The sequence below is a fragment of the Pelomonas margarita genome (assembly GCF_043555875.1).
Taxonomy (GTDB): domain Bacteria; phylum Pseudomonadota; class Gammaproteobacteria; order Burkholderiales; family Burkholderiaceae_C; genus Pelomonas; species Pelomonas margarita.
This window is the reverse complement of record NZ_JBIGHW010000002.1, coordinates 55,840-76,793: the sequence shown is the minus strand read 5'-3', so window position 1 is coordinate 76,793 and position 20,954 is coordinate 55,840. Positions and strand designations below refer to the sequence as shown.

Here is a 20,954-nt window from a genome sequence, read left to right as displayed (position 1 = left end):
CACGATGCACAGAGCCAGCGGCGACCTTGGTGCTGGCACCATGGCGGCATGGCTGAACACCTTCCTCCCGAGCCGCGCCGCCTGTGGGTCGGCCTGCTGCTCGCCGTGCTGGGGGCCATAGGCTTCTCCGGCAAGGCCATCATCGTCAAGCTGGCCTACCGCCATGGCGTCGATGCCGTCACGCTGCTGATGTGGCGCATGCTGCTGGCGCTGCCGTTATTTCTGGCAATCGCTTGGTGGGCCGGCCGGGGGAAACCGGCGCTGACGCGGCAGGACTGGCGCGACATCGGCGTGCTGGGCTTCACCGGTTACTACCTGGCTAGCTACCTCGACTTCGCCGGCCTGGCCTACATCTCGGCCAGCCTGGAGCGGCTGATCCTGTACCTGAACCCGACGCTGGTGCTGCTGATCTCGGTGTTGTGGTTCAAGCACCGGCTGCAGGCGCGCCAGGTGGTCGCGATGGCGATCAGCTACGCGGGCGTGGTGGCGGTGTTCGCGCATGAGCTGAGCTTCGAGGGCCGCCACACGGCCATTGGCACGGCGCTGGTGTTCGCCAGCGCGGTCAGCTACGCGATCTACCTGTCGCTCAGCGGCAAGGTGGTGCAGCGCCTGGGCTCGCTGCGGCTGGCCGGCCTGGCCAGTACGGTGGCCTGCGTGCTGTGCATCGCGCAGTTCCTGCTGCTCAAGCCCGCCAGCAGCTTCCGGGTGCCCGAGCCGGTGCTGTGGCTGTCGCTGCTGAATGCGACGGCCTGCACCGTGGCGCCGGTGCTGATGGTGATGATGGCCATCGCCCGCATCGGCGCACCGCTGTCCTCGCAGGTGGGCATGGTGGGCCCGATGAGCACGCTGATCATGGGCGTGCTCATCCTGGGCGAGCCCATGAACCTGTGGATCGTGGCGGGCACGGTGCTGGTGCTGGGCGGCGTCTTCCTCGTCAGCCGCCCGGCGCGCTCGCGCTGACCTGCTTAGCCGTACAGCACCTTGGGCAGCCACAGCCCGATCTCGGATGAGCACGCTGATCATGGGCGTGCTCATCCTGGGCGAGCCCATGAACCTGTGGATCGTGGCGGGCACGGTGCTGGTGCTGGGCGGCGTCTTCCTCGTCAGCCGCCCGGCGCGCTCGCGCTGACCTGCTTAGCCGTACAGCACCTTGGGCAGCCACAGCCCGATCTCGGGCCACACGTACAGCAGCACGATGGCGATGACCTGGATGGCCATGAATGGCAGCATGCCGGCGAAGATCTGGTTCAGCGTCACATGCGGCGGGCTGACGCCCTTCAGGTAGAACGCCGCCATCGCCACGGGCGGGCTCAGGAAGGCGGTCTGCAGGTTCAGTGCGACGAGCAGGCCGAAGAACAGCGGGTCCACGCCGAAGTGGTCCAGCAGCGGGATGAAGATGGGCATGAAGATCACGATGATCTCGGTCCACTCCAGCGGCCAACCCAGGATGAAGATGATGAGCTGGCTGAGGATGAGGAACTCGGTCTTGCTGAGCTGCATGCCCAGTACCCATTTCTCCACCAGCTCCTGCCCGCCCAGCAGCGCGAACGCGGCCGAGAAGATGGCCGAGCCGACGAACAGCCAGCACACCATGGCGCTGGTTTTGGCGGTCAGGAAGACGGACTCCTTCACCTCGGTCTGCAGCCGCGCCTGGCGGTAGGCCAGCATGGCCCACAGCAGTACGCCACCTGCCGCGATGGCGCCCAGGCCGGCGCTGACGGGCTGGGCCGCCAGACCTTCCTTGTGCGCGATGAACCAGCCCAGGCAGCCGAAGAAGGGCAGCCACAGCAGCAGCCACACGATGAACACCGGCCGGCGCTCGCCCGGCGCGCGCTTGTTGATGACGGCGTAGATGGCCGCCAGCACGTAGCCGCCGAACGCACCGACGGCGGCCGCCTCGGTGGGCGTGGCCAGGCCGAAGACGATGGAACCCAGCACCGCCAGGATCATCACCAGCAGCGGGAAGAAGCTGGTCAGGAGCAGCTTGAAGATCTCCAGCCGCTGGAAGGTCAGCACGGCGTAGAAGGCCAGCAGCACGCCGCCCGTGACGGCCCAGCCCAGCCAGCCGCGGCCGGGGTCAGGGCTTGCCGGTGCCGATGCGGCGGGCGCGGCGGGTTCGGCAACGGCCGCGGGCTCGCTGACGCTGGCGGCCGGCTGGGCGCCGGGCGGCTCGGCGATGCCGGCCTGTTCGCTGGCGGGGTCTGCCGGGGGCTCGGCCAGCCCGCCGACGTCGGCCGGCGGCTCGGACAAACCGCCGCTGTCTGCGGGCGGTTCAGCCAGGCCACCGGCCTCTGCCGGCGCGGTGGCTGGCGATGTGGCGCCCATGGCCTGCGGCGCTTCGTCGGCCGGGGCCGGCGCGGGCTGCGGGCTGTGCGCGTGCAGCCAGGCCACGGCGGCGATGAACAGCACCAGTGCCACCGGCAGCAGGGCCACGCCCAGCTGGCGCAGCACGGGCGCCTTGGCGGGCTCGCGGGCCAGGGCCTGCAGCAGCGCCGGCAGCGCCGCGCGCGGCCGGCCTGCGCTCAGGCGCTCGGCCAGCGGCGGCAGCGGCACGAAGCGGGCCTCGGCCGACAGCGGCGGCATCAGCGCCGGCTTGAGCTTGGCCAGCAGCACGACATAGACGATGTACAGCCCCGCCAGCATCAGCCCGGGGAAGAAGGCGCCCGCGTACAGCTGCACCACCGACACGCCGGCCGTCGCGCCGTAGACGATGAGCATGACGGACGGCGGGATCAGGATGCCCAGGCAGCCGCCGGCGGTGATGGCGCCGGCGGAGATGCGCACGTCGTAGCCGCCCTTGAGCATCTGCGGCAGCGCGAGCAGCCCCATCAGCGTGACGACCGCGCCGACGATGCCGGTGGCCGTCGCGAAGATGGCGCAGGTGAAGATGGTGGCCACCGCCAGCGAGCCCGGCACCCGCGCCATGGCCAGGTGCATGCTCTTGAAGAGCTTCTCGATCAGGTTGGCTCGCTCGACCAAGTAGCCCATGAAGACGAACAGCGGAATGGAGATGAGCACGTCGTTGCCCATCACCTTGAAGGCGCTCTGCACCATCAGCGCCAGAGTCTTGCCGGTGTCGAAGTCGTAGGCCAGCCAGGTGAACAGCATGCCCATGCCCATCAGCGTGAACGCTGTCGGGAAGCCCAGCATGATGGCCACTACCACCAGAGCCAGCATGGCCAGGCCGAGGTGGCCGCGCGTGAGCTGCTCGGCGCTGAGCAACACGAAGCCCGTGCCGGCGATGATGAGCGCCATCAGCACGAAGCCGAACCACAGTTCCTTGCGGATTTTCATCGGGCGGCTCCGTCGGCGTGGACCATCTGCTTGAGCTTGTCGACGTCGACTTCCTCGACGTCCTGTTCGCGGCTGGGCCACTCGCCCGCTTGCAGGCATTGCACGCAGCGCACGATCTCCACCAGCCCCTGCAGCAGCAGCAGCCCGCCGGCCATCGGGATAACGGCCTTGAACGGGTAGACCGGCAGCGGCGTGGCGCTGAAGGTGGACTCGCGGATGGCCAGCGCGTCCTGGAAGAAGGTCCAGCCCGCCCAGGTCAGCGCGACGATGCCGGGCAGAAAGAACAACAGGTACAGCGCCAGGTCGATGGCGGCCTGGGTGCGCGGCTGGAAGAAGCCGTACAGCACGTCGCCCCGCACATGGCCGCTCTTGGCCAGCGTGTAGGCGCCGGCCATCATGAACAGGGTGCCGTAGCCCATCAGCTGGGCGTCGAGGTTCCAGTCATGCGGGTCGTTGAGCAGGTAGCGGGAGAACACTTCCCAGCTGATCAGCAGCGTCAGCGCAACGATCATCCAGGCGAAGGCCTGGCCGATCCAGGTGGACAGGCGGTCCACCGCAAGCAGCAGTTGTTTCATGGGCGACGACAGTCAAAAAAGGGGGCGCGAGGCCCCCCTGGTGTGGTCAGCGGTGTCAGGCCTTCTTGCCCGCCGCCCGGAAGTAATGGTTGTAGGCCATCTTGAAGTCCACCGTGTAGTCGTTCTGCCAGCCGCCAGCGCGCGCGGCGAAGGCCTTCTGGCTGTCCAGGATCTTCTTGAACAGCGGGTTCTCGGCGGCCTTGGCGGCGGTGACCTTGTCCCAGGCGGCGAGCTGGGCGCGCAGCACGCTGTCGGGGGTCTTGTAGAACTTCACGCCGGCCTTCTTTAGCTCGTCGTAGTCCTTGCTGTTGCGTTCGATGGCCTTCCAGCTCATGTCGGCGCTGGCCGCCTGCACCGCGTAGTCGATGACGGCCTTGAGCTCGGCCGGCAGGCCGTCGTACTTGGCCTTGTTGAACAGGATCTCGAACTGCTCGCCGCTCTGATGGAAGCTCTGCAGCATGCAGTTCTTCACCACGTCGGGGAAGCCCAGCACGCGGTCGCTGGATGCGTTGTTGAACTCGGCTGCGTCGATAAGGCCGCGGTCCAGCGCCGGCACGATCTCGCCGCCCGGCAGCGGATTGACGGCAGCGCCCAGCTCCTTGAACACGTCCACCGCCAGCCCCACGGTGCGGAACTTCAGGCCCTTCAGATCCTCGGGCTTGGCCACCGGCTTCTTGAACCAGCCCAGCGGCTGCGTTGGCATGGGGCCGTACAGGAAGGACACGACGTCGATGTTCAGCGCCGCATAGACCTCGGCTAGCAGCGCTTTGCCGCCGCCGTAGTTGTGCCAGGCCAGCACCATGTTTGGGTCCATGCCGAAGGCCGGGCCAGAGCCCCACAGGGCCAGCGCATTGTTCTTGCCGTAGTGGTAGGCCACGACGCCGTGGCCACCGTCCAGCGTCCCCTTGTTGACCGCGTCCAGCAGCTGGAAGGCCGGCACAACCGAGCCCGAGGGCAGCACCTCGATCTTGAGGCGGCCACCGGCCATGTCGTTGACTTTCTTGGCGAAGTCCTGCGCGTACTCGTGGAAGATGTCCTTTGCCGGCCAGGTGGACTGGAAGCGCAGCGTGGTGGTCTGCGCGGTGGCGATCATGGGGGCTGCCAGGGCACCCGCCCCGGCGGTGGTGGCCGCTGCCGTCTTGATGAAGCGACGACGTGCGCTGGGTTTCTGGGTCATTGGGCTTGTCTCCATCGGTGTTGTGGGAATGCGCCTCGAACAGAACAACCTCTGCGGCCGGCGCTGGCCGCGCCCTGAATGTCTGGCCCGGGGGGCGCGCTGCGCAACTGGGTCAAACCCCCGCGAAGCCCCGTGGCGGGCTAGGCTGTTCAAAATCGCTGAACAATGGCGACAAGGCGGGTGAACCGCTGGCCAGCCTGTCGGGAACACACTGCGAGCCATGATGAGCACTGCCACCCGTTACACCCCCATCGCCATCGTGCTGCACTGGTTGCTGGCACTGGCCATCGTCGGCGCCTTCGGGGTGGGGCTCTACATGACGGAGCTGCCGTTCTCGCCCGCGCGGCTCAAGCTGTACAACTGGCACAAGTGGGCCGGCGTCACCATCCTCGCGCTGTCGGCGCTGCGGCTGCTGTGGCGCCTCACGCACCGCCCGCCGGCCGATGCGCCCATGCCCGCTTGGCAGGCCAAGGCCGCCCACGCCACGCACCACCTGCTCTACGTGCTGTTCTTTGCGGTGCCTCTGGCCGGCTGGGCCTACAGCTCGGCGGCGGGCTATCCCATCGTGTGGTTCGGCGTGCTGCCGCTGCCCGACTTCGTTCCCAAGGACTCCGGCCTGGCCGACACCTTCAAGCTGCTGCACAAGCTCTCAGCCTACGGCCTGGCGCTGCTGGTGCTGGCCCATGTGGGCGGCGCCATCAAGCACCACTTCATCGACCGCGACGGCCTGCTCGCCCGCATGGGCATTGGCCGCGCCTGACCTCTGGATTCACCATGAAACGACTGCTTTCCGCCCTGCTGATCGCCACCACCGCGCTGGCCGCGCAGGCTGCCGCCACGCTGCAGCCAGCCAAGAGCGAGCTGGCCTTTACCTTCAAGCAGATGGGTGTGCCGGTGGACGGCAAGTTCACCAAGTTCGAGGCCCAGCTGGACTTTGATGCCAAGAAGCCTGAGGCCGGCAAAATCGCTTTCACGGTAGACCTGGGTAGCGTGTCGCTAGGGGACGCAAGCTTCGACGCCGAGGTGGCCAAGGCACCGTGGTTTGACACCAAGCGCAACGGCCGCGCCACCTTCGTGTCCACCGCCATCAAGCCCAGCGGCCCCGGCAAGTACGACGTGGCCGGCAAACTGACCATCAAGGGCTCGGCGCGCGACGTGGTCGTGCCCATCACGCTGAGCAACGGCGTGGCCGCCGGCAGCGTGGCCATCAAGCGCCTGGACTACAAGATCGGTGACGGCGAATGGGCCGACACCTCCATGGTGGCCAACGACGTGACCGTCAAGTTCAAGTTGTCCTTCGCCGGCCTTTGAGCCGCCTCTTTCCTTCCGTCCTTCCCTTACCCCCGGAGACCCTGCCCATGAAGCACACCCTGCTGCTTGCCGCCCTGTTTGCCGCCGCTGGCGCCGCCCAGGCCCAGAGCGCCACCTACGCTATCGACCCGACCCACACCCAGGTCTTCTTCGAGGCCAAGCATTTCGGTGTCAGCACCAACCGCGGCCGCTGGGTGCAGAAGGAAGGTACGGTCACGCTGGACAAGGCCGCCAAGACCGGCAAGGTCGACCTGACCATCGACATGGCATCGGTCTCAACCGGCATCGGCCCCTTCGACGGCCACCTGAAGAGCAAGGACTTCTTCGCTGTGGAGCAGCACCCGACGGCCAAGTTCGTCGGCGAGCAGTTCACCTTCAACGGTGACAAGGTCGTCAGCGTCGCCGGCACGCTGACCATGCTGGGCAAGGCCAACCCCGTCACGCTGACGGCCAGCAGCTTCGGCTGCTACGAGAACCCGCGCCTGAAGCGCGAGGTCTGTGGCGGCGACTTCGAGACCACCATCCAGCGCAGCCAGTGGGGCATGACTTACGGCCTGCCGGGCATCCCTGACAGCGTGCGTCTGCTGATCCAGGTCGAAGCCATCAAGCAGTAAACCTGCTGCTGGATTGCGCCCAAGCCCGCCGCCCGGCGGGCTTTCGCGTTTCTGGCGTGACGTATTCACGGGGCGCGGTGGCGGCCCGGCGCGCGCCGTGCGGCCTGTCGGGCGCTTGTGCAGTTCGTCAACGGCGACGGCCGGCGCATCGCTTGGACCGCGCCCGCCTGCACCGGCCTGCGTACAGTGGCCCCAACGACACCGAATCACCCCGGCCCCACCGCCCTCCCGGTCATGACTCCCTCCTTCACACCCAGCCCCCAGCAGAAGCTCTGGATCGAGCGCTGGCAGCGCTTCTCCAGCGCCGCGGTGCGCTACTTCCACCTCTATGCCGGCTGGCTGGTCGGCATCAGCTGGAAGCGTTTTGCGCTGCTGTCCGTGGCCTTGCTGATCGCCGTCAACATCGTGCAGGAGCTGCCCCCGTTCACCTGGCGGGTGAGCGAGCAGATCGAGAGCTCGGACAGCGCCGAGAAGGTGCGCCGCCAGGCCCGCAAGGCAGCCGAGCAGGCGGTGGAGCAGGCCAAGAAGGCGGCCGAGCAGGCCCGCAAGAACGCCAGCAAGGTGCCCTACGAGGTCAAGATCGACGAGCGCGGCGTTCACATCCGGCCCGCCCAGTCCGCCTCGGCAGCCAGCGCGGCGGCCAGTGCCGCAGCGACGGATGCTCCCACCATCGAGATCGAGTTCCCCAAGAGCGTGCGGGCCGACGACATCCGCGAGGCGCTGGAGCAGGCCAAGGACAAGTTGGAGGCGCTCAAGCAGGAGGCCGAGGAGGTCAACAGCCTGCAGGACGAGGTGGCTGAGGCGCAGCGAGCGCTGGATGAGCTGGTGGCCAGCCACGCCGAGGAGAAGGCCGAGTCCCGCACCCGCGTGACCGTGGTGCGCCTGGGCGACTCGCTCAACGAGCTGGCCGTGTTGTGGATCCTGGCGTCGGCCGTCATCAAGGGCATGTACAAGGGCCGCATCCAGGCCGAGGTCAAGGCGGCGCAGGCCACCGAGAGCGCCGAGGCCGAGGCGCTGAAGCGCCAGGTGATCGAAGCCCGCATGGCCGCCATGCAGGCCCAGGTGGAGCCGCACTTCCTGTTCAACACGCTGGCCAGCATCGACCACCTCATCGAGGTCGATCCGCCCACCGCCAGCAAGATGCAGAAGAACCTCATCGCGCTGCTGCGGGCCTCCATGCCCACCATGCGCGAGGCCAACGCCACCGCCACCCGCGACCTGGGCCGTGAGCTGGCCGTCATCCGGCCCTACCTCGAGATCCTGAAGATGCGCATGGAAGAGCGCCTGCAGACCGAGATCGACGTGCCCGAGGGCCTGATGTCGGCCGAGTTCCCGCCCATGATGATCCAGGGCCTGGTGGAGAACGCCATCAAGCACGGCCTGGAGCCCAAGGCCGAGGGCGGCAAGCTGACCGTGAAGGCCGAGATCCTGCACGGCAAGCTGGCCGTCACCGTGGCCGACACCGGCCTGGGCTTCGGTCGCGCCGCCACCTCCGGCACCGGCGTGGGCCTGGCCAACATCCGTGAGCGCCTGCAACTGCTGCACGGCGCCAAGGCCAGCGTCACCGTCACCGAGAACCAACCCACCGGCACCGTCGTCACCATCACCGTGCCTTATCGCAGCCGCAACGAAGAAGGAGCGTCCGTATGAAAACCGCGTTCAAGATCCTGTTCGCCGTCACCGCACTGATGGTGCTGCTGGCCCTGCTGGCCGGTGCCACGCTGCTGACGCAGGACTTCACCGACATGCATGTCGTCATCAACGACGAGGAGGTCTTCCTCAGCGGCATGGGCGATTGGCTGGGCGCCGGGCTGGGCCTGCTGATCAGCGGCGTCGTGTGCCTCATCGTCGTGCCGCTGGTGCTGCTGCTGGGCGTGGCGCTGCCGCTGCTCATCGTGGGCGGCGTGGTGGCGGCCGTGATCGCCATGGTGCTGGGCGTGGGCGCCGTGCTGGGCTCGCCGCTCATCCTGCTGGCCCTGCTGCTGTTCGTCGTGCTGCGTAACCGCAGCCGTGCCAACGCCGCGCGTTCGGCGGCCTCGGTCTGATCTAGCATCCGGCGCCATGAGCAACACACCCATCCGCGCCGTGCTGGCCGACGACGAACGACTGATGCGCGAGCAGCTGCGCGCCCGGCTCACCGAGGTCTGGCCCGAGCTGGACATCGTGGCCGAAGGCAAGAACGGCCTTGAGGCCGTCGAGCTGGTCAAGGAGCACAAGCCCGACCTCGTGTTCCTGGACATCCGCATGCCCGGCCTGACGGGCGTGGAGGCGGCCAAGCAGATCGCGCAGCTGCCCGATGACGACGACTGGCTCGTGCCCGAGATCGTCTTCATCACTGCCTACGACCAGTACGCCGTCGAGGCCTTCGAGCAGGGTGTGGCCGACTACGTGCTTAAGCCCGCCGAGCGCGACCGCCTGCAGCTGACCGTGGCCCGCATCAAGAAGCGCCTGGCCCAGCGCGACGCGCCGTCCGCTGACTTCAGCGACAGCGCCCCGGCGCCTCTGCAGCAGTTGCTGCACAAGCTGTCTGGCCAGATGAACCCGGCGGCCGCTAAGCCGCAATACCTGCAGTGGATCCAGGCCACCGTGGGCCAGGCCATCCAGATGATTCCGGTGGAAGATGTGCTGTTCTTCATCAGCGACGAGAAGTACACCCGTGTGCAGACGGCCAAGATCGAGGCCCTGATCCGCAAGCCCATCAAGGAGCTGGTGGACGAGCTGGACCCGCAGCTGTTCTGGCAGATCCACCGCTCCACGCTGGTCAACGCGCGCGCCATCGATGGCATCACCCGCGACTTCCGCGGCCGCCAGCTGGTGGGTGTGAAGGGGCTGACCGAGAAGCTGGAAGTCAGCCGGAGCTACACGCACCTGTTCAAGGGCATGTAATTGGGTGGGACGCAGGAGCGCGGGTGGAGAAGCCGGGATGCGGCTGCGCGAAATTGCGCAGGTAAAGGAGGAGGCTTTGGTGACTGCTTGGATGCGCAGGACTCCTCTGAGGCATCGAGATTCCGTACGAACAGTTATTGCCTGTAGATTGGCCGCGCTCGCCTGTAAGGGGTAGCTCAGCGTCAGATGGCGGGAGCGGCCGTCGTCTGCAGGACAAAGCGGCGACGAAAGCGGGCGGGCGTTTGCTTCGACGGTCAAACTCCTTCGGAAACCACGTCCGTGCCGAGTCGGAATGGACGCGCTTCCAAGCGTCCAGAAAAGGCGTTGTGGGTCCCGGTGGGTTCGCGGGCACTGACCGGCTTGCCGCCTCGCCCGGCCAGTGCTGGAACCGGTCGCGGCAGCCATTTGCGTTGATCGAGGTGCGTTATCTGACGCTGGCCGGCTTGCGCGTCAGCCGTTCGAAGACCAGCGGCACCAGCGACAGGACGATGATGCCAAGGATGGCTTTTGACAGGTTCTGCCGGATGATCGCCAGATCTCCGAAGGCCATGCCGAGGCCGATGAGCGAGACGACCCACAAGACCGCACCCATCACGTTGTACTGCGTGAACGTGCTTTGGCGCATGCGGCCGAAGCCGGCCGCGAATGGTGCAAACCCCCGCAGCACGGGAATGAACCGTGCCATCACGATGGTGCGGACGCCGTGCTTGCAGAAGTAGTTCTGCGCCTGCCGGTGGCCGCCTTCCAGGCGCGGAAGGTGCCTCAGCAGCATGCTCCCGCAATGCCTGCCGATGACGAAGTTGACTGCGTCACCGGCCACTGCCGCAGTGATCAGGACGGGGATGACCAGCTTGAAATCCATCACGCCCGCCCCGCAGAAAATCCCTATGACGAACAGCATCGAGTCGCCGGGCAGGAACGGAAAGAAAACGAAGCCCGTCTCGGCGAACATGATGAGCGCCACGATGGCCAGCGCCCAGATGCCATAGGCCGTACACCAGTGCTGCAGGTGCTTGTCGAAGTTGGCGAGCAGGTCGATGAAGTAGAGCGGTATGTCCACGACAGTCCCTACCAGGCTGTGCTCAGTTCCACGAACGCCAGGGAGTTGGCGCGCAGGTTGCCGAGATAGGAATCGACAGGCCCTCGAAACAGGTCGATGCCCGTACTGAGGCGCAGGCTGTCGCTCAACGCATGGTTGAGGCGCCCACGCACCATCCAGTCGCCGCGCGGCCGCGTGTAGACCACGAAGATGTCCATGTCGGCGCGGGACTCCCACAGCGGGCGGGCGTAGCGCAGCGTCAAGCCGTACTGGCGACGATCCAGTTCGTTGCTCAGTAGCCCCTGCGCGATTTGGAGCCCGTCCACAACCGGATGACCGGTCACCTCGACTTGCCCGCGCAAGTGCTTGGCGAATGCCTGGATCGCGATCGTCTCGCGGTCACCGAGGCCGCGCTCGGCCTGGACCACGGCAGAGGCATATGGCCGACGTTGAGCGTGCAGGCCGGCAACGAGATTCGGATACTGCACCCACGCCGCCTCGGCGCGATAGACCATCGAGCCGTGGGTGATTGCGATGTCGCCACCGACCATGCGCATGCGAGTGGCGTCAAGTCCGATCAGCAGCCCTTGTGCCGACATCGAACGCAAGGTCAATGTCGGATGGAGGTCATGACCGTCGATGAACGAGACCGCCCAATCGGCCGCCTCGCCCATCGTCTCGTAGCGCAACGCCGCTGATGGGCGCAGCCGGGGCTTGTCTTCCTTGAACTCGACACGGGCTCGTCGCGACAGGGGAACGTCATTGAAGCGGAAGCGGTCCAGCAGATGCGCCTGCAGGCGCCCTGGCCCTGCAGTGCAGTTCAGGTGCAGCCCCCACACACCTTGGCGCTGCTCGGTGTCCTTTGCCGCGAGGCGGCGGTGGTTTGTCGGCGACAGCTGATCCGTCGGGTTCAGCGCGTCGGTCTTGCCCCATGACACGAAGCGCTTGCCTAACGAGGGTAAGCAAGGCAGCGACCGCGATTCGACGAACAGCTCTTTCAGGCGCGTCGATGTCCGATCTCCGTCAAGCCGTTCGGGAGCGGACATGACCGTCCCCTCCACGCGCAAGCTGAACAGGTCCGACGGCGCCCACTCGCCTGCGAGCTTGGCGCGGCCGACGGCGATGCCCTTGTCGTCATTGAGCCGGCGGTCCGAGCTCCAGACCGAAGCGCCGACCTCGCCGGAGAACCGCGGCGGTGCCGCCATCGCCACCGCTGCCGGCAGCAGCAGCGCAGTTGCAACCCACCCCAGGCGCAGCGTCGCGCCTGCCAGTACAGCGTTGAGGTGCATGGGTCAGTGGCTCGACAGCGCGTTGGCCGAGAACAGGTCGTCGTTCAACTTGTCGCCGACCTTGAAGGTGCTGAACACGATGGTGGTGGTGTGACCGCTCTGCAGGTTCGCGCCGACGGCCTTCATCGGTTGCCACTTCGACTTCGCGGCGTCGACCGGCTTGATGTCGGAGAAGGTGAACCGCTTGTAAGGCTGGCCGCCCGCGTCGAAGGTCTCGACGAAGGTGGTTGCCAGGTTGTCCTTGCGTATCCACGTCGTGCGCTTGCTGTAGCCACTGTCGTTCTTGACCGTGTCGTTGGCTGGCACGGACTCGACGACATAGTGTGGCGCGCCGTCACGGGCCTGCTCGGCCACGAGCTTGTGGGTCCAGTCGCTGACCTTGTAGCCCATGACATCGCCGTAGCTGAAGTCGGTGCCGATGAAGCTGTCGCGCTTGTTGGACGCCACCAGGCGGCGCACCTTCTTCATGGCAGGCAGGTAGACCCACATGTCGTCCTCCTTGGCCGAGCGCTCCACCAACAGCGTCGATGTGCCCTTGATGTCGGCCGGCGCGTCGAACTTGACCAGGCGCATGGTGTCCTTGTCGTTGGGCTGCAGCTTGGAAGACATGCTGGCTTGGCGAGTGCGCTTGCTGCCGTCCTTGTTCTCCAGCGTGAACTCGGCGCTGGCGACCGACGTGCTGAAGCGTGTCACCGCGGCGTTGCGTTCCATCAGGTCCGCAGGGTTGGTTTCGGCCCAGGCCACGCGCGAGTAAGTGAGGAAGCCGACGGCAGCTGCACCGATCAACACGATGGCAGCCAGGTCGCTGGAGCGCCGCTTGAAGATGAATTTCGGTTGGATGCTCAGGATGACGCTTGGGATCAGGACGAGCGCGGCGAACACGCTGACCAGCATGGCCAGCACGATGAACGCCGACAGCCAGACGTGGACCTTGTAGTCGTACGACGCCATCAGCACCGCGTACCCACCGGCAACGGCGGTGGCGACGAACAGGCAGGCCTTGCCCGCCGTCTTCATTGCCGACGCGACGGCTTCGGGCAAGGCCTGGCCTTGCGCCACGTACTCCCGGATTCGGTAGATCAGGTAGATGGCGTAGTCCGCGCCGATGCCGACCGCCATGGCGGAGATCAACGAGTTCGGGATGTTCAGCGGCACATCGAAGTAGCCCATGGCACCGAAAAGCAACGACAGCACCACCAGCAGCGGCGACAGCACCAGCAGCCCCGCCAGGATCGACCGGAACGCGATCACCGATACCAGGAAGATCACACCGAGGATCTGCGCGATGTTCATGAGCTTGCTGCGCACCATCACCTCGGTCACCGCCAGCGTCTGCGCGACCTCGCCGCCGAAGCTGACCTGAACATCCGCGGGGAAGCTCTTGGTGGCCACCGCGCGAAGGTCCTGCACCAACTGGTCGATCTCGGCGTTGCTGTTGGTGCGCAGCATCACGGAGACCTTGGCGCGCTGGTAGTCGTAGTCGACATGGGCAGAGAAATCCTCCGGGTTGCCCGACATGCCGTACAGGAAGAGGTACTGGGCGATCAAGTCGCGGTCGTCCGGCAAGCGCTCGGCGCTCCTGGCCTCGCCGGAGGCGGCTGCGTGCATGCGCAGCAGGAAGTCATCGATCGACAGCGTCTTGCCGACGATGGGCTGGCCGGCTGCGTGGTGCTGCAGGGCACGCATGGCCTTCAGGATCTGCGGGTCCTTGATGCCGTCGGCCTTGCCGGTGTCCACCATCACATACAGGACATTGGTGCCACCGGTCTGCTGGTTCAGCAACGCGTCGTCCTTCTGGATCGCCAGCGACTCGCCGAAGAAGCTCTTGCTCGCGTTGTCGACCTGCACCAGGTGCCAGCCGCCGATGGCGGTGCCGGTCAACAGGACCAGCGCCGCGAGCGCCTTGATACGGTGCTTCGGGATGACGACCAGCGCCGACATGCCCATGGCCAGGCGGTCCCAAAAGCGGATGCGCGTCTCGGTGTCGATCTGCGCCAGCGAAGGCGGCTTCAGCGCCGCGCGCACGGCCGGCGTGAAGGTGAACTCCAGCACGACGGCGGTCAGGATGCCGATGCCGGTGAAGATGCCGAACGCGCGGACCGTCTCCACCTCGAACACCACCAGCGAGAAGAAGCCCAGCGCAGCCACGCCGCCGGCGATGACCAGGACAGGGCCGACCGCAGCCAGCGACTGGATGGTGGCGAGCCGGTTGGCGACCAGCGGCTCGACGCGATGCACCTTGACGAGATCGATGTAGCGCTCGTAGTAGCGTTTCAGCAGCTGGACCGCATGCCCGGCCGCGACGGCGAGTATCAGGATGGGCGTTGGTGAATTGAAGATGTCCAGCGGGATCTTCATCAGGCCCATCACGCCGACGCCCCAGACCACCGACAGCAGTGCGGTCACGAGCGGCAGGATGAGGCCCTGGCGGGTGCGGAACGCCTCGAAATGCAGCAGGCCGATGACGAGCACGGCGATCGGGAACAGCCAGTTGATGCGGTTGGCGAAGATCTCGGCTTGATGCAGGAAGACCGGGTTGCCGCTCAACGAGATGTCCAGCCCGGCATCCTTCTCGGCGCCGATGATGCGATGCACGTCTTCCAGCATGGCGCCGAAGCCGTTCGGGTTCTCCTTGAGCTCCAGCATGATCGTGGCGGTGCGCCAGTCCTTGGACACGACCGTCTCGCGGTAGACCGGATTCGTCTCGATGCGCGCCTTCAGCGCGGCGACCTGTTCGGGCGTCCGGGGAATATCCGACAGCAGCGCGCGCGCCTCGAAGCCGTCGGCCGTGCCATTGATGCCCTTGGCCTGGCGAGAGGACAGGCTGAGCAGTGTTTGCTTGGAGACGCTGGGGGACGCGTAGAGCTGGGTCGTCAGCCGCTGCACGGCCTCCAGCACCCTCGGCTGCAATGCGTCGCCTTCGCGCGGTGTCACACCCACCACGACGAGGTACTTCGAGTCGAAGACCTTTTCGATGGTGTTGGTCGCCTTGATGTAAGGGTGGCTCTGGGGCACTACCGAGGCGGGGTTGATGATGACCTGCTGCTTTGCGGCGAACAGGCCGAAGAAAGCGGTGATGGCCAAGATCGCGCCGATCACCCACTTCCGGTAGTCGACGATCCACTCCACGTAGCGTTCGAGCTTCAAGCTGCTTTGCAGCGTCTGGTGAAGGTGGGCCCCTGGCTTTGCGGCGATGGCGCTCATGTCTGTCAAGGCAGTCTCCGGCTGGTCTGGTTGTTGGGGTTCAGTGCGCTGCAGCGTTCGCCCGAAGGCGCTGGGCAAGCACAGGTTTCAACTGGTTCTTCTGCACCTTGGCCGAATGCGTGTACGGCAAGGCGTCCACGGCCATCAGGTGGTCGGGCGTCCATCCGCCGAATGCTTCAGCCAGCATCTGGCGCAACGCCAGCGTGACCGTCGCTTCATCGGCCTGCGGGTGGCGCACCCACGCCAGCACGGTTTCGCTGGAGTCCATCTTCACGAGCGCCGCATCGGCAGCGCCCGGCACGCGTCGCGCGTGGAACTCGACCAGCGCCGAGCTGATGAGGCTCGCATCGCCGTTGAGCGCGTCTTCCATCCGGTCAATGACTTCGAGATGCCCGTCGGCATGCAGCGCGGCCCAGTCGCCGGTTTGCAGCCAGTCGCCGTCGCCCCGGTGGGCGACCCAATGGCCACGCACCTGCAATTCATCGAGCCGCTGGCTACGGGCGCCGGCGCACTCGTTGCCCACGCGAAGCTCGACGCCGAACACCGGCTTGCCATGGCGCAACAAGTTCGCGTTGGACGCATACCGCTCCATCGTCGCCAGAGGCGAGGTCTCGGTCATGCCCCAGGCGTGGCGGACTTCGACGCCCAAACCCTCGGCAATCACCCGTGCCACGGCCTCGGGCAGACGCGTGCCGCCGACCACCGTGCGCAGAAGTGTGCTGAAACGCAGCTTGTTCGCCTGCATGTACTGCACCAGCGCCATCCAGTGCGCGGTCACGGCGCCGAGCACGGTCGCCTCGTGCGCCTCGATCCACTCGTACCACTGCTTCGGGTCACGGCTCGGCGGAACCAGGATCAGCGAGGCGCCCACCAGCGGCGACACGAAGGGTGCGCCCCATGCCGTCGCGTGGAACATCTGCATCAGAGGCAGCACACGGTCGCGGGCAGTCAGCGCCATCGCATCGGGCAGCGCACAGCCCCACGCGTGCAGAACAGTGGACCGGTGCGTGTACTGCGCCGCTTTGGGCAGCCCCGTCGTGCCGGAGGAATAGCAGACGATGGCGGGAGACTCTTCCGAGAACGTGGAAGCGGCTCTGCTGCCCTGTGGACCCCACGCTGGCGCCTTTGGTGGCGCGTCCATGTTCAGGTGGGGAATGGCATGCACGACTGCCGGCACCGCCGAGGCGATTTGTGCCGTCGCTGTGTCGTGAAGCAGAACGCTCGGATGCGCGGCGGCAATCAGCTGCAACACCTGTTCAGGTAGCAATAGCGGGTTCATCAGATGGGTCGTTGCACCGATGCTGAGCGCGCCGTAGAGCCACGCCAGCTGTTCGGCCGAGCTCACCCCCATGTTGACAACGACGTCACCGGTTCCTACTCCCAACGCGCGCAGTTGCCTTGCATGCTGCAGCGCGCGGTCTTCGAGTTGCGCGTAGCTCATTCGCGTCGCCAAACCCGACAACGAGACGGACGTGATGGTCGCGTCTGCATGTACAGAAGCAGCATGGCGAAGAAGCGAGTGCGCATGCAGAGGCACATGCCGGACGTTGGAGATGGGCACGCCTGCGCCGGCGCTGTCGTGGGGAAGGGGGGGCTGAACCATGGGCGGCGATGGTCGGCTCTCCATCTCTGCGGCTCAATGGAAGCGATGTACTACTGACGGACTGTTGCCTTCACCTCAAGGCCCGTTCCCATCGACTTGCGCGCCGACGCACATTGGAGCAAGTTCCAGTCAGTCAACCCCCAAGAAACGCTTTGGTGAATCGTGGCGAAACGGGCCGCGTAGTACATCCATCCCATTCGAGAGGAGGGTTCACGTCCTTAGCATGCCGACCTTTTCCGCGACGGCCGTCGCCGTTGTGCTCAAGGACCTGATGTGATCAACAAACAAAGTGCTGCGCGCCGTTCAGCGTTTCTCCTCGTGGCCGGCGCCACAGCCATCGCAGTCGCCGCGAGTCTTGCCGGCTGCGGCAGGAAGGCCGACAAGGACATCGCCAAGATCACCATCGTCGGCTCCAGCACGATCGCGCCGCTGATGAGCGAGATTGCCAAGGCGTTCGAGAAGAAGAACCCCGGCGTGCGGATCGATGTCCAGTCCGGCGGAACGTCTCGCGGCGTGCTGGACGTTCGCCAAGGCACTGCCCAGATCGGCATGGTGTCGCGTGCGCTGAAGGCTGATGAGCAGTCTGAACTTCGCCGCGTGCTGCTGGCTCTGGATGGCCTGTCGCTGATCGTGCACAAGTCCAACCCGGTGAAGTCGCTGAGCAAGGATCAGGTCGTCGGCATCTACTCCGGGAAGATCACCAACTGGCGTGACGTTGGCGGTCCGGACCTGCCCATCAACGTGGTGAGCAAGGCCGAAGGACGTTCGACGCTGGAGATCTTCAGCCACTACTTCGGTCTCCCCTACAAAGACATCAAGGCGCACGTCGTCATCGGCGACAACCAGCAAGGCATCCAGACCGTCTCCGGCGTGCCGGCCGGCATTGGCTATGTCTCGATCGGCACTGCCGAGTACGAGGCCGGGCATGGCGCCGCCATCCGGTTGGTGCCGCTCGATGGCCATGTGCCAAGCACAGCGGCGGTCGCCCAGGGCGGCTACCCGCTGAGCCGGGAACTCAATCTCGTCTTCAAGGCCGACAACGAGGCCCAGCTCGACGGCCTGCTCAAGTTCGCCAAGACGCCGGAAGCCGCTCAACTCGCGACCAAGCAGTTCTTCGTGCCCGCCGCGCGCTGAGCGTCCATAGCTGCTGCCATGCGCATCACCACGTCGCCATTCAGCTTCGCCAGCCGGCACACGCCGAAGGGCGACGTGCTGATGTGGTCGTTCTTCGCGGTGGCGTCATTCCTCGCCTCATTGATCCTGGTGCTCATTGTCGCGTTCCTGCTCGGCGAGGCTGGCCCGTTGGTGACGGAGGGCGGGTTCGCCCGCTTCTTCACGGACCCGGGCTGGTGGCCCAAGGAGCAAAGCTTCAACATGACCGCCATGCTCGTCAGCAGCCTGCTGCTGACGGTCGGCGCAACGCTTGTTGCAGCACCGTTCGCGGTTGCGGTGGCCGTTTTCATGGTGTTCATGGGGCCGGCATGGCTGACGCAACTGATGCGGCGCCTGGTCGAGGCAAGCGCAGCCGTGCCCACCGTGGTTTACGGCCTGTGGGGTGTGACGACGGTCGTTCCGGCGCTCAATGCCTTCCATCCGCCGGGCGCAAGCCTGTTGGCCGGCATCGTCGTGCTGGCGCTGATGGTCATGCCGACGCTCACCATCCTGTCCCGCGAGGCGTTGCAGGCCGTGCCCGACTCGTTCATGCAGGCCTCGTCGGCATTGGGCGTCAGCCGGGCCAGGACGCTGGCCCACGTCGTGCTGCCGGCGGCATGGCCGGGCATCTGCGCGTCGCTCGTGCTGGGCGCGGCGCGCGCCATCGGCGAAACCATGGCGGTGCTGATGGTCTGCGGCAACATCGTGCAGACGCCCAATTCGCTGTTCGATCCGGTCCGCGCACTGACCTCGAACATCGCGTTGGAGATGCCCTATGCGATGGGCACGCACCGCTCTTCTCTGTTTGTCGCCGGCCTGATGGTGCTGTTGCTGGTGACGGTGCTCGTCATGATCCGTGAAGGCGCGGTCCGCGAACGCCAGGGAGCCGGCTCATGAACCGCCGTCGCTTGGTCCCGTGGGGTGACCAACTCGCCTTCTCGCTCGTCGCGGCGGTCAGCCTGGCTGCGATCTTGATGCTGACCTGGCCGCTTGTCACGGTGCTCGTACACGGCATCCCGGCGCTGTCGCTTGACTTCTTGCTCGACGCGCCCAGCGACGCCGGCCGCTCGGGCGGCATCGGCCCCATCCTGGTTTCGACGCTGGCCATCGTCGGCTTGAGCCTGCTGCTCGCGCTGCCCATGGCGTTTGCCACGGCAGTCATCCTGACCGAAGTGCTGCCGGCCGATGCATTCATTGCGCGCGTGATGCGCAGCAGCCTGGACATCCTCGCCGGCGTGCCTTCAGTCGTCTTCGGCCTGTTCGGCCTGAGCCTGTTCTGCCGGCAACTTGGCCTGGGTTACTCCATCGCTGCGGGTGGCGCGACGCTGGCCTGCATGGTCCTGCCGACGCTGACACGATCACTCGTCAGCGCATTGCACGCCATCGGCGCGCAGCACCGCATGGCCGGTTCGGCGCTGGGGTTGTCTCGCGCGACGGTGCTGTGGTTCGTGACGCTGCCGGTGGCGCTGCCGGGCATTGCAGCCGCCATCATCCTGGCGCTGACGCGCGCCTTGGCGGAAACCGCATTGCTGCTGTTCACCAGTGGCTACTCGGACCGCATGCCTGAATCGGTCATGGACTCCGGGCGCAGCATCTCCGTGCACATCTACGAGCTCTCCACCAACGTCCCCGGAGGCATCGGCAACGCATACGGGTCCGCACTGGCGCTGCTGCTGCTGCTTGCCGGCCTGGGCCTGACGCTCCACATGGGCACGCACTGGACGCTCAGGCGTCTCACCGGGCGACCGGCCGCACTTGACAGAAAGTCTCGATGAACCAATCCATGGCCTGGGCGACCGCACCCACATCGGCGGGCAGCGACGACTGCACGCTGTCCTGCACATGCACGGAGGCAGGCGGGCACATCGCGATTGAGAACCTCAGCGTCAGCTACGGGTCGCAAAAAGTCGTCGAGGACTTCTCGCTGCACATCCCGCGCAATGCAGTCACCGCGCTGCTCGGGCCCTCGGGCTGCGGCAAGTCAAGCGTCCTCATCGGCCTCAACCGCCTCTGCGACCTGATCCCTGGTTGCTGCGTCACCGGGTCTGTCAGTTTCAGCTGGCTCGACAACGAACGCCTGCGCGGTGACCTGATCCAGCTGCGCCGGCAGGTGGGCATGCTGTTCCAACGCCCAAACCCGTTTCCGTTCTCGATCTGGCGCAACCTGGAGTTCGCGCTCAAGCAGCACGGACTGAAGGCCAAAGTCGAAATCGCGGACCGGATTGAAGCGGCGCTGAAGGAAGTTGGCCTCTGGGATGAGGTGTCTGATCGGCTGAACGATTCGGCGCTCGCGCTGTCAGGCGGGCAACAGCAGCGCCTGTGCCTGGCTCGCGCGCTGGTGCTGGATCCGAGCGTCATCCTGATGGACGAGCCCTGCAGTGCGCTCGACCCGATCTCTACCCAGAAGATCGAACAGCTGGTGCTGCGCCTGGCGGAGAAACGAACCATCGTGCTGGTCACCCACAGCCTGGGCCAGGCCCAGCGCGTCGCCGACCACATGGCGCTGCTGTGGAAGCTTGAAGGTGTTGGCAAGCTCGTCGAACGGGGGACGGCCCGGCAGATGTTCGACAGCCCCAAACACCAGCTGACGCAGACCTATCTGCAGTTCGCCGCGTAGCGCATCAAGCGAACGCTCCTTTTCAATGTTCAGGCCGGACGCCATCGCAGGCGTTCCGGCACGGGGTTCGCCGTGCCTGCTGGCGGCATTTCGCGGTCTTGTCGCATGTTCGAGTGGCGATGGAAGCTATGTACTATGGCGCGCTACCGAGCCTCTCTCAACAATGCAGTCAAGGCCACCGTTCGGTCCATTC

Annotated in this window: 19 protein-coding genes; 12 read left to right on the top strand and 7 right to left on the bottom strand. The window is 66.1% G+C overall.

What is annotated here, in order from left to right; all coding sequences use genetic code 11:
• Positions 1-48 precede the first annotated feature (48 nt).
• Positions 49-960: a DMT family transporter gene (locus tag ACG0Z3_RS03950; protein WP_394395513.1), complete on the top strand. Its 912-nt coding sequence runs from the start codon at positions 49-51 to the stop codon at positions 958-960.
• A gap of 46 nt (positions 961-1,006) precedes the next feature.
• On the top strand, positions 1,007-1,129 hold the full coding sequence (locus ACG0Z3_RS03945; RefSeq protein ID WP_394395512.1) for a hypothetical protein: 123 nt from the start codon (positions 1,007-1,009) through the stop codon (positions 1,127-1,129).
• Positions 1,130-1,134: 5 nt separating this feature from the next.
• Here the strand turns inward: ACG0Z3_RS03945 and ACG0Z3_RS03940 are convergent, their stop codons facing one another.
• From ACG0Z3_RS03940 to ACG0Z3_RS03930, 3 genes are read right to left on the bottom strand one after another with little or no spacing between them, the layout of a single operon-like run.
• On the bottom strand, positions 1,135-3,294 hold the full coding sequence (locus ACG0Z3_RS03940) for a TRAP transporter large permease (RefSeq protein WP_394395511.1): 2,160 nt from the start codon (positions 3,292-3,294) through the stop codon (positions 1,135-1,137).
• Positions 3,291-3,869, bottom strand: coding sequence for a TRAP transporter small permease subunit (locus tag ACG0Z3_RS03935; protein WP_394395510.1), 579 nt, complete (start codon positions 3,867-3,869; stop codon positions 3,291-3,293). Before ACG0Z3_RS03935 ends, ACG0Z3_RS03940 begins: the two co-directional genes overlap by 4 nt.
• 55 nt (positions 3,870-3,924) lie before the next feature.
• Entirely contained in the window at positions 3,925-5,046 is a 1,122-nt protein-coding gene (locus tag ACG0Z3_RS03930) for a TRAP transporter substrate-binding protein (RefSeq protein ID WP_394395509.1), read from the bottom strand.
• A 223-nt stretch (positions 5,047-5,269) separates the two neighbouring features.
• On the opposite strand from ACG0Z3_RS03930, the gene ACG0Z3_RS03925 reads away from it, so the two are divergent.
• The 6 genes from ACG0Z3_RS03925 to ACG0Z3_RS03900 all read left to right on the top strand — a co-directional run bounded on the left by ACG0Z3_RS03925 (position 5,270) and on the right by ACG0Z3_RS03900 (position 9,857).
• Positions 5,270-5,806, top strand: a complete 537-nt coding sequence (locus tag ACG0Z3_RS03925) for a cytochrome b (protein WP_394395508.1) — start codon at positions 5,270-5,272, stop codon at positions 5,804-5,806.
• Positions 5,807-5,820: 14 nt separating this feature from the next.
• Positions 5,821-6,357: a YceI family protein gene (locus tag ACG0Z3_RS03920; RefSeq protein WP_394395507.1), complete on the top strand. Its 537-nt coding sequence runs from the start codon at positions 5,821-5,823 to the stop codon at positions 6,355-6,357.
• A 47-nt stretch (positions 6,358-6,404) separates the two neighbouring features.
• On the top strand, positions 6,405-6,971 hold the full coding sequence (locus ACG0Z3_RS03915; protein ID WP_394395505.1) for a YceI family protein: 567 nt from the start codon (positions 6,405-6,407) through the stop codon (positions 6,969-6,971).
• A gap of 234 nt (positions 6,972-7,205) precedes the next feature.
• Positions 7,206-8,621: a sensor histidine kinase gene (locus ACG0Z3_RS03910; protein WP_394395502.1), complete on the top strand. Its 1,416-nt coding sequence runs from the start codon at positions 7,206-7,208 to the stop codon at positions 8,619-8,621.
• Complete coding sequence (locus ACG0Z3_RS03905; RefSeq protein WP_394395500.1) at positions 8,618-9,016, top strand: hypothetical protein; 399 nt, start codon at positions 8,618-8,620, stop codon at positions 9,014-9,016. Before ACG0Z3_RS03910 ends, ACG0Z3_RS03905 begins: the two co-directional genes overlap by 4 nt.
• Before the next feature lie 16 nt (positions 9,017-9,032).
• Positions 9,033-9,857 carry a LytR/AlgR family response regulator transcription factor gene (locus ACG0Z3_RS03900; protein WP_394395499.1) on the top strand — a complete coding sequence of 275 codons (825 nt, stop codon included), beginning with the start codon at positions 9,033-9,035 and terminating at the stop codon, positions 9,855-9,857.
• Positions 9,858-10,281: 424 nt separating this feature from the next.
• On the opposite strand, the gene ACG0Z3_RS03895 is transcribed toward ACG0Z3_RS03900, so the two are convergent.
• The 4 genes from ACG0Z3_RS03895 to ACG0Z3_RS03880 are packed head-to-tail and all read right to left on the bottom strand — an operon-like array spanning position 10,282 to position 16,992.
• A complete protein-coding gene (locus ACG0Z3_RS03895; RefSeq protein ID WP_394395496.1) occupies positions 10,282-10,917 on the bottom strand; it encodes a VTT domain-containing protein in 636 nt (211 codons plus the stop codon).
• An 8-nt stretch (positions 10,918-10,925) separates the two neighbouring features.
• A complete protein-coding gene (locus ACG0Z3_RS03890) occupies positions 10,926-12,185 on the bottom strand; it encodes a hypothetical protein (protein WP_394395494.1) in 1,260 nt (419 codons plus the stop codon).
• Positions 12,186-12,188: 3 nt separating this feature from the next.
• Positions 12,189-15,389, bottom strand: a complete 3,201-nt coding sequence (locus ACG0Z3_RS03885; protein ID WP_394396244.1) for an outer membrane lipoprotein-sorting protein — start codon at positions 15,387-15,389, stop codon at positions 12,189-12,191.
• Positions 15,390-15,429: 40 nt separating this feature from the next.
• Positions 15,430-16,992, bottom strand: coding sequence for an AMP-binding protein (locus tag ACG0Z3_RS03880; protein ID WP_394395493.1), 1,563 nt, complete (start codon positions 16,990-16,992; stop codon positions 15,430-15,432).
• A gap of 273 nt (positions 16,993-17,265) precedes the next feature.
• Here ACG0Z3_RS03880 and ACG0Z3_RS03875 point away from each other — a divergent pair, with 273 nt between their 5' ends.
• The 4 genes from ACG0Z3_RS03875 to ACG0Z3_RS03860 are packed head-to-tail and all read left to right on the top strand — an operon-like array spanning position 17,266 to position 20,761.
• Positions 17,266-18,126: a phosphate ABC transporter substrate-binding protein gene (locus tag ACG0Z3_RS03875; RefSeq protein WP_394395492.1), complete on the top strand. Its 861-nt coding sequence runs from the start codon at positions 17,266-17,268 to the stop codon at positions 18,124-18,126.
• Between the two features lie 18 nt (positions 18,127-18,144).
• The gene (pstC, locus tag ACG0Z3_RS03870) at positions 18,145-19,041 is read left to right on the top strand and encodes a phosphate ABC transporter permease subunit PstC (protein ID WP_394395490.1); all 897 of its coding nucleotides are present in this window, start codon (positions 18,145-18,147) and stop codon (positions 19,039-19,041) included.
• Positions 19,038-19,919 (top strand): PstA family ABC transporter permease, encoded by an 882-nt coding sequence (locus ACG0Z3_RS03865; RefSeq protein ID WP_394395488.1) that lies wholly within the window; start codon positions 19,038-19,040, stop codon positions 19,917-19,919. The genes pstC and ACG0Z3_RS03865 overlap by 4 nt, the downstream gene beginning before the upstream one ends.
• A complete protein-coding gene (locus ACG0Z3_RS03860; protein ID WP_394395487.1) occupies positions 19,916-20,761 on the top strand; it encodes a phosphate ABC transporter ATP-binding protein in 846 nt (281 codons plus the stop codon). The genes ACG0Z3_RS03865 and ACG0Z3_RS03860 overlap by 4 nt, the downstream gene beginning before the upstream one ends.
• Positions 20,762-20,954: the final 193 nt, after the last annotated feature.

Bases quoted from the DNA above. Each gene is read 5' to 3' on its own strand.
- ACG0Z3_RS03950 (WP_394395513.1), top strand. From the start codon at position 49: ATGGCTGAACACCTTCCTCCCGAGCCGCGCCGCCTGTGGGTCGGCCTG.
- ACG0Z3_RS03945 (WP_394395512.1), top strand. From the start codon at position 1,007: ATGAGCACGCTGATCATGGGCGTGCTCATCCTGGGCGAGCCCATGAAC.
- ACG0Z3_RS03940 (WP_394395511.1), bottom strand. From the start codon at position 3,294: ATGAAAATCCGCAAGGAACTGTGGTTCGGCTTCGTGCTGATGGCGCTC.
- ACG0Z3_RS03935 (WP_394395510.1), bottom strand. From the start codon at position 3,869: ATGAAACAACTGCTGCTTGCGGTGGACCGCCTGTCCACCTGGATCGGC.
- ACG0Z3_RS03930 (WP_394395509.1), bottom strand. From the start codon at position 5,046: ATGACCCAGAAACCCAGCGCACGTCGTCGCTTCATCAAGACGGCAGCG.
- ACG0Z3_RS03925 (WP_394395508.1), top strand. From the start codon at position 5,270: ATGAGCACTGCCACCCGTTACACCCCCATCGCCATCGTGCTGCACTGG.
- ACG0Z3_RS03920 (WP_394395507.1), top strand. From the start codon at position 5,821: ATGAAACGACTGCTTTCCGCCCTGCTGATCGCCACCACCGCGCTGGCC.
- ACG0Z3_RS03915 (WP_394395505.1), top strand. From the start codon at position 6,405: ATGAAGCACACCCTGCTGCTTGCCGCCCTGTTTGCCGCCGCTGGCGCC.
- ACG0Z3_RS03910 (WP_394395502.1), top strand. From the start codon at position 7,206: ATGACTCCCTCCTTCACACCCAGCCCCCAGCAGAAGCTCTGGATCGAG.
- ACG0Z3_RS03905 (WP_394395500.1), top strand. From the start codon at position 8,618: ATGAAAACCGCGTTCAAGATCCTGTTCGCCGTCACCGCACTGATGGTG.
- ACG0Z3_RS03900 (WP_394395499.1), top strand. From the start codon at position 9,033: ATGAGCAACACACCCATCCGCGCCGTGCTGGCCGACGACGAACGACTG.
- ACG0Z3_RS03890 (WP_394395494.1), bottom strand. From the start codon at position 12,185: ATGCACCTCAACGCTGTACTGGCAGGCGCGACGCTGCGCCTGGGGTGG.
- ACG0Z3_RS03885 (WP_394396244.1), bottom strand. From the start codon at position 15,389: ATGAGCGCCATCGCCGCAAAGCCAGGGGCCCACCTTCACCAGACGCTG.
- ACG0Z3_RS03880 (WP_394395493.1), bottom strand. From the start codon at position 16,992: ATGGTTCAGCCCCCCCTTCCCCACGACAGCGCCGGCGCAGGCGTGCCC.
- pstC (WP_394395490.1), top strand. From the start codon at position 18,145: ATGCGCATCACCACGTCGCCATTCAGCTTCGCCAGCCGGCACACGCCG.
- ACG0Z3_RS03865 (WP_394395488.1), top strand. From the start codon at position 19,038: ATGAACCGCCGTCGCTTGGTCCCGTGGGGTGACCAACTCGCCTTCTCG.
- ACG0Z3_RS03860 (WP_394395487.1), top strand. From the start codon at position 19,916: ATGAACCAATCCATGGCCTGGGCGACCGCACCCACATCGGCGGGCAGC.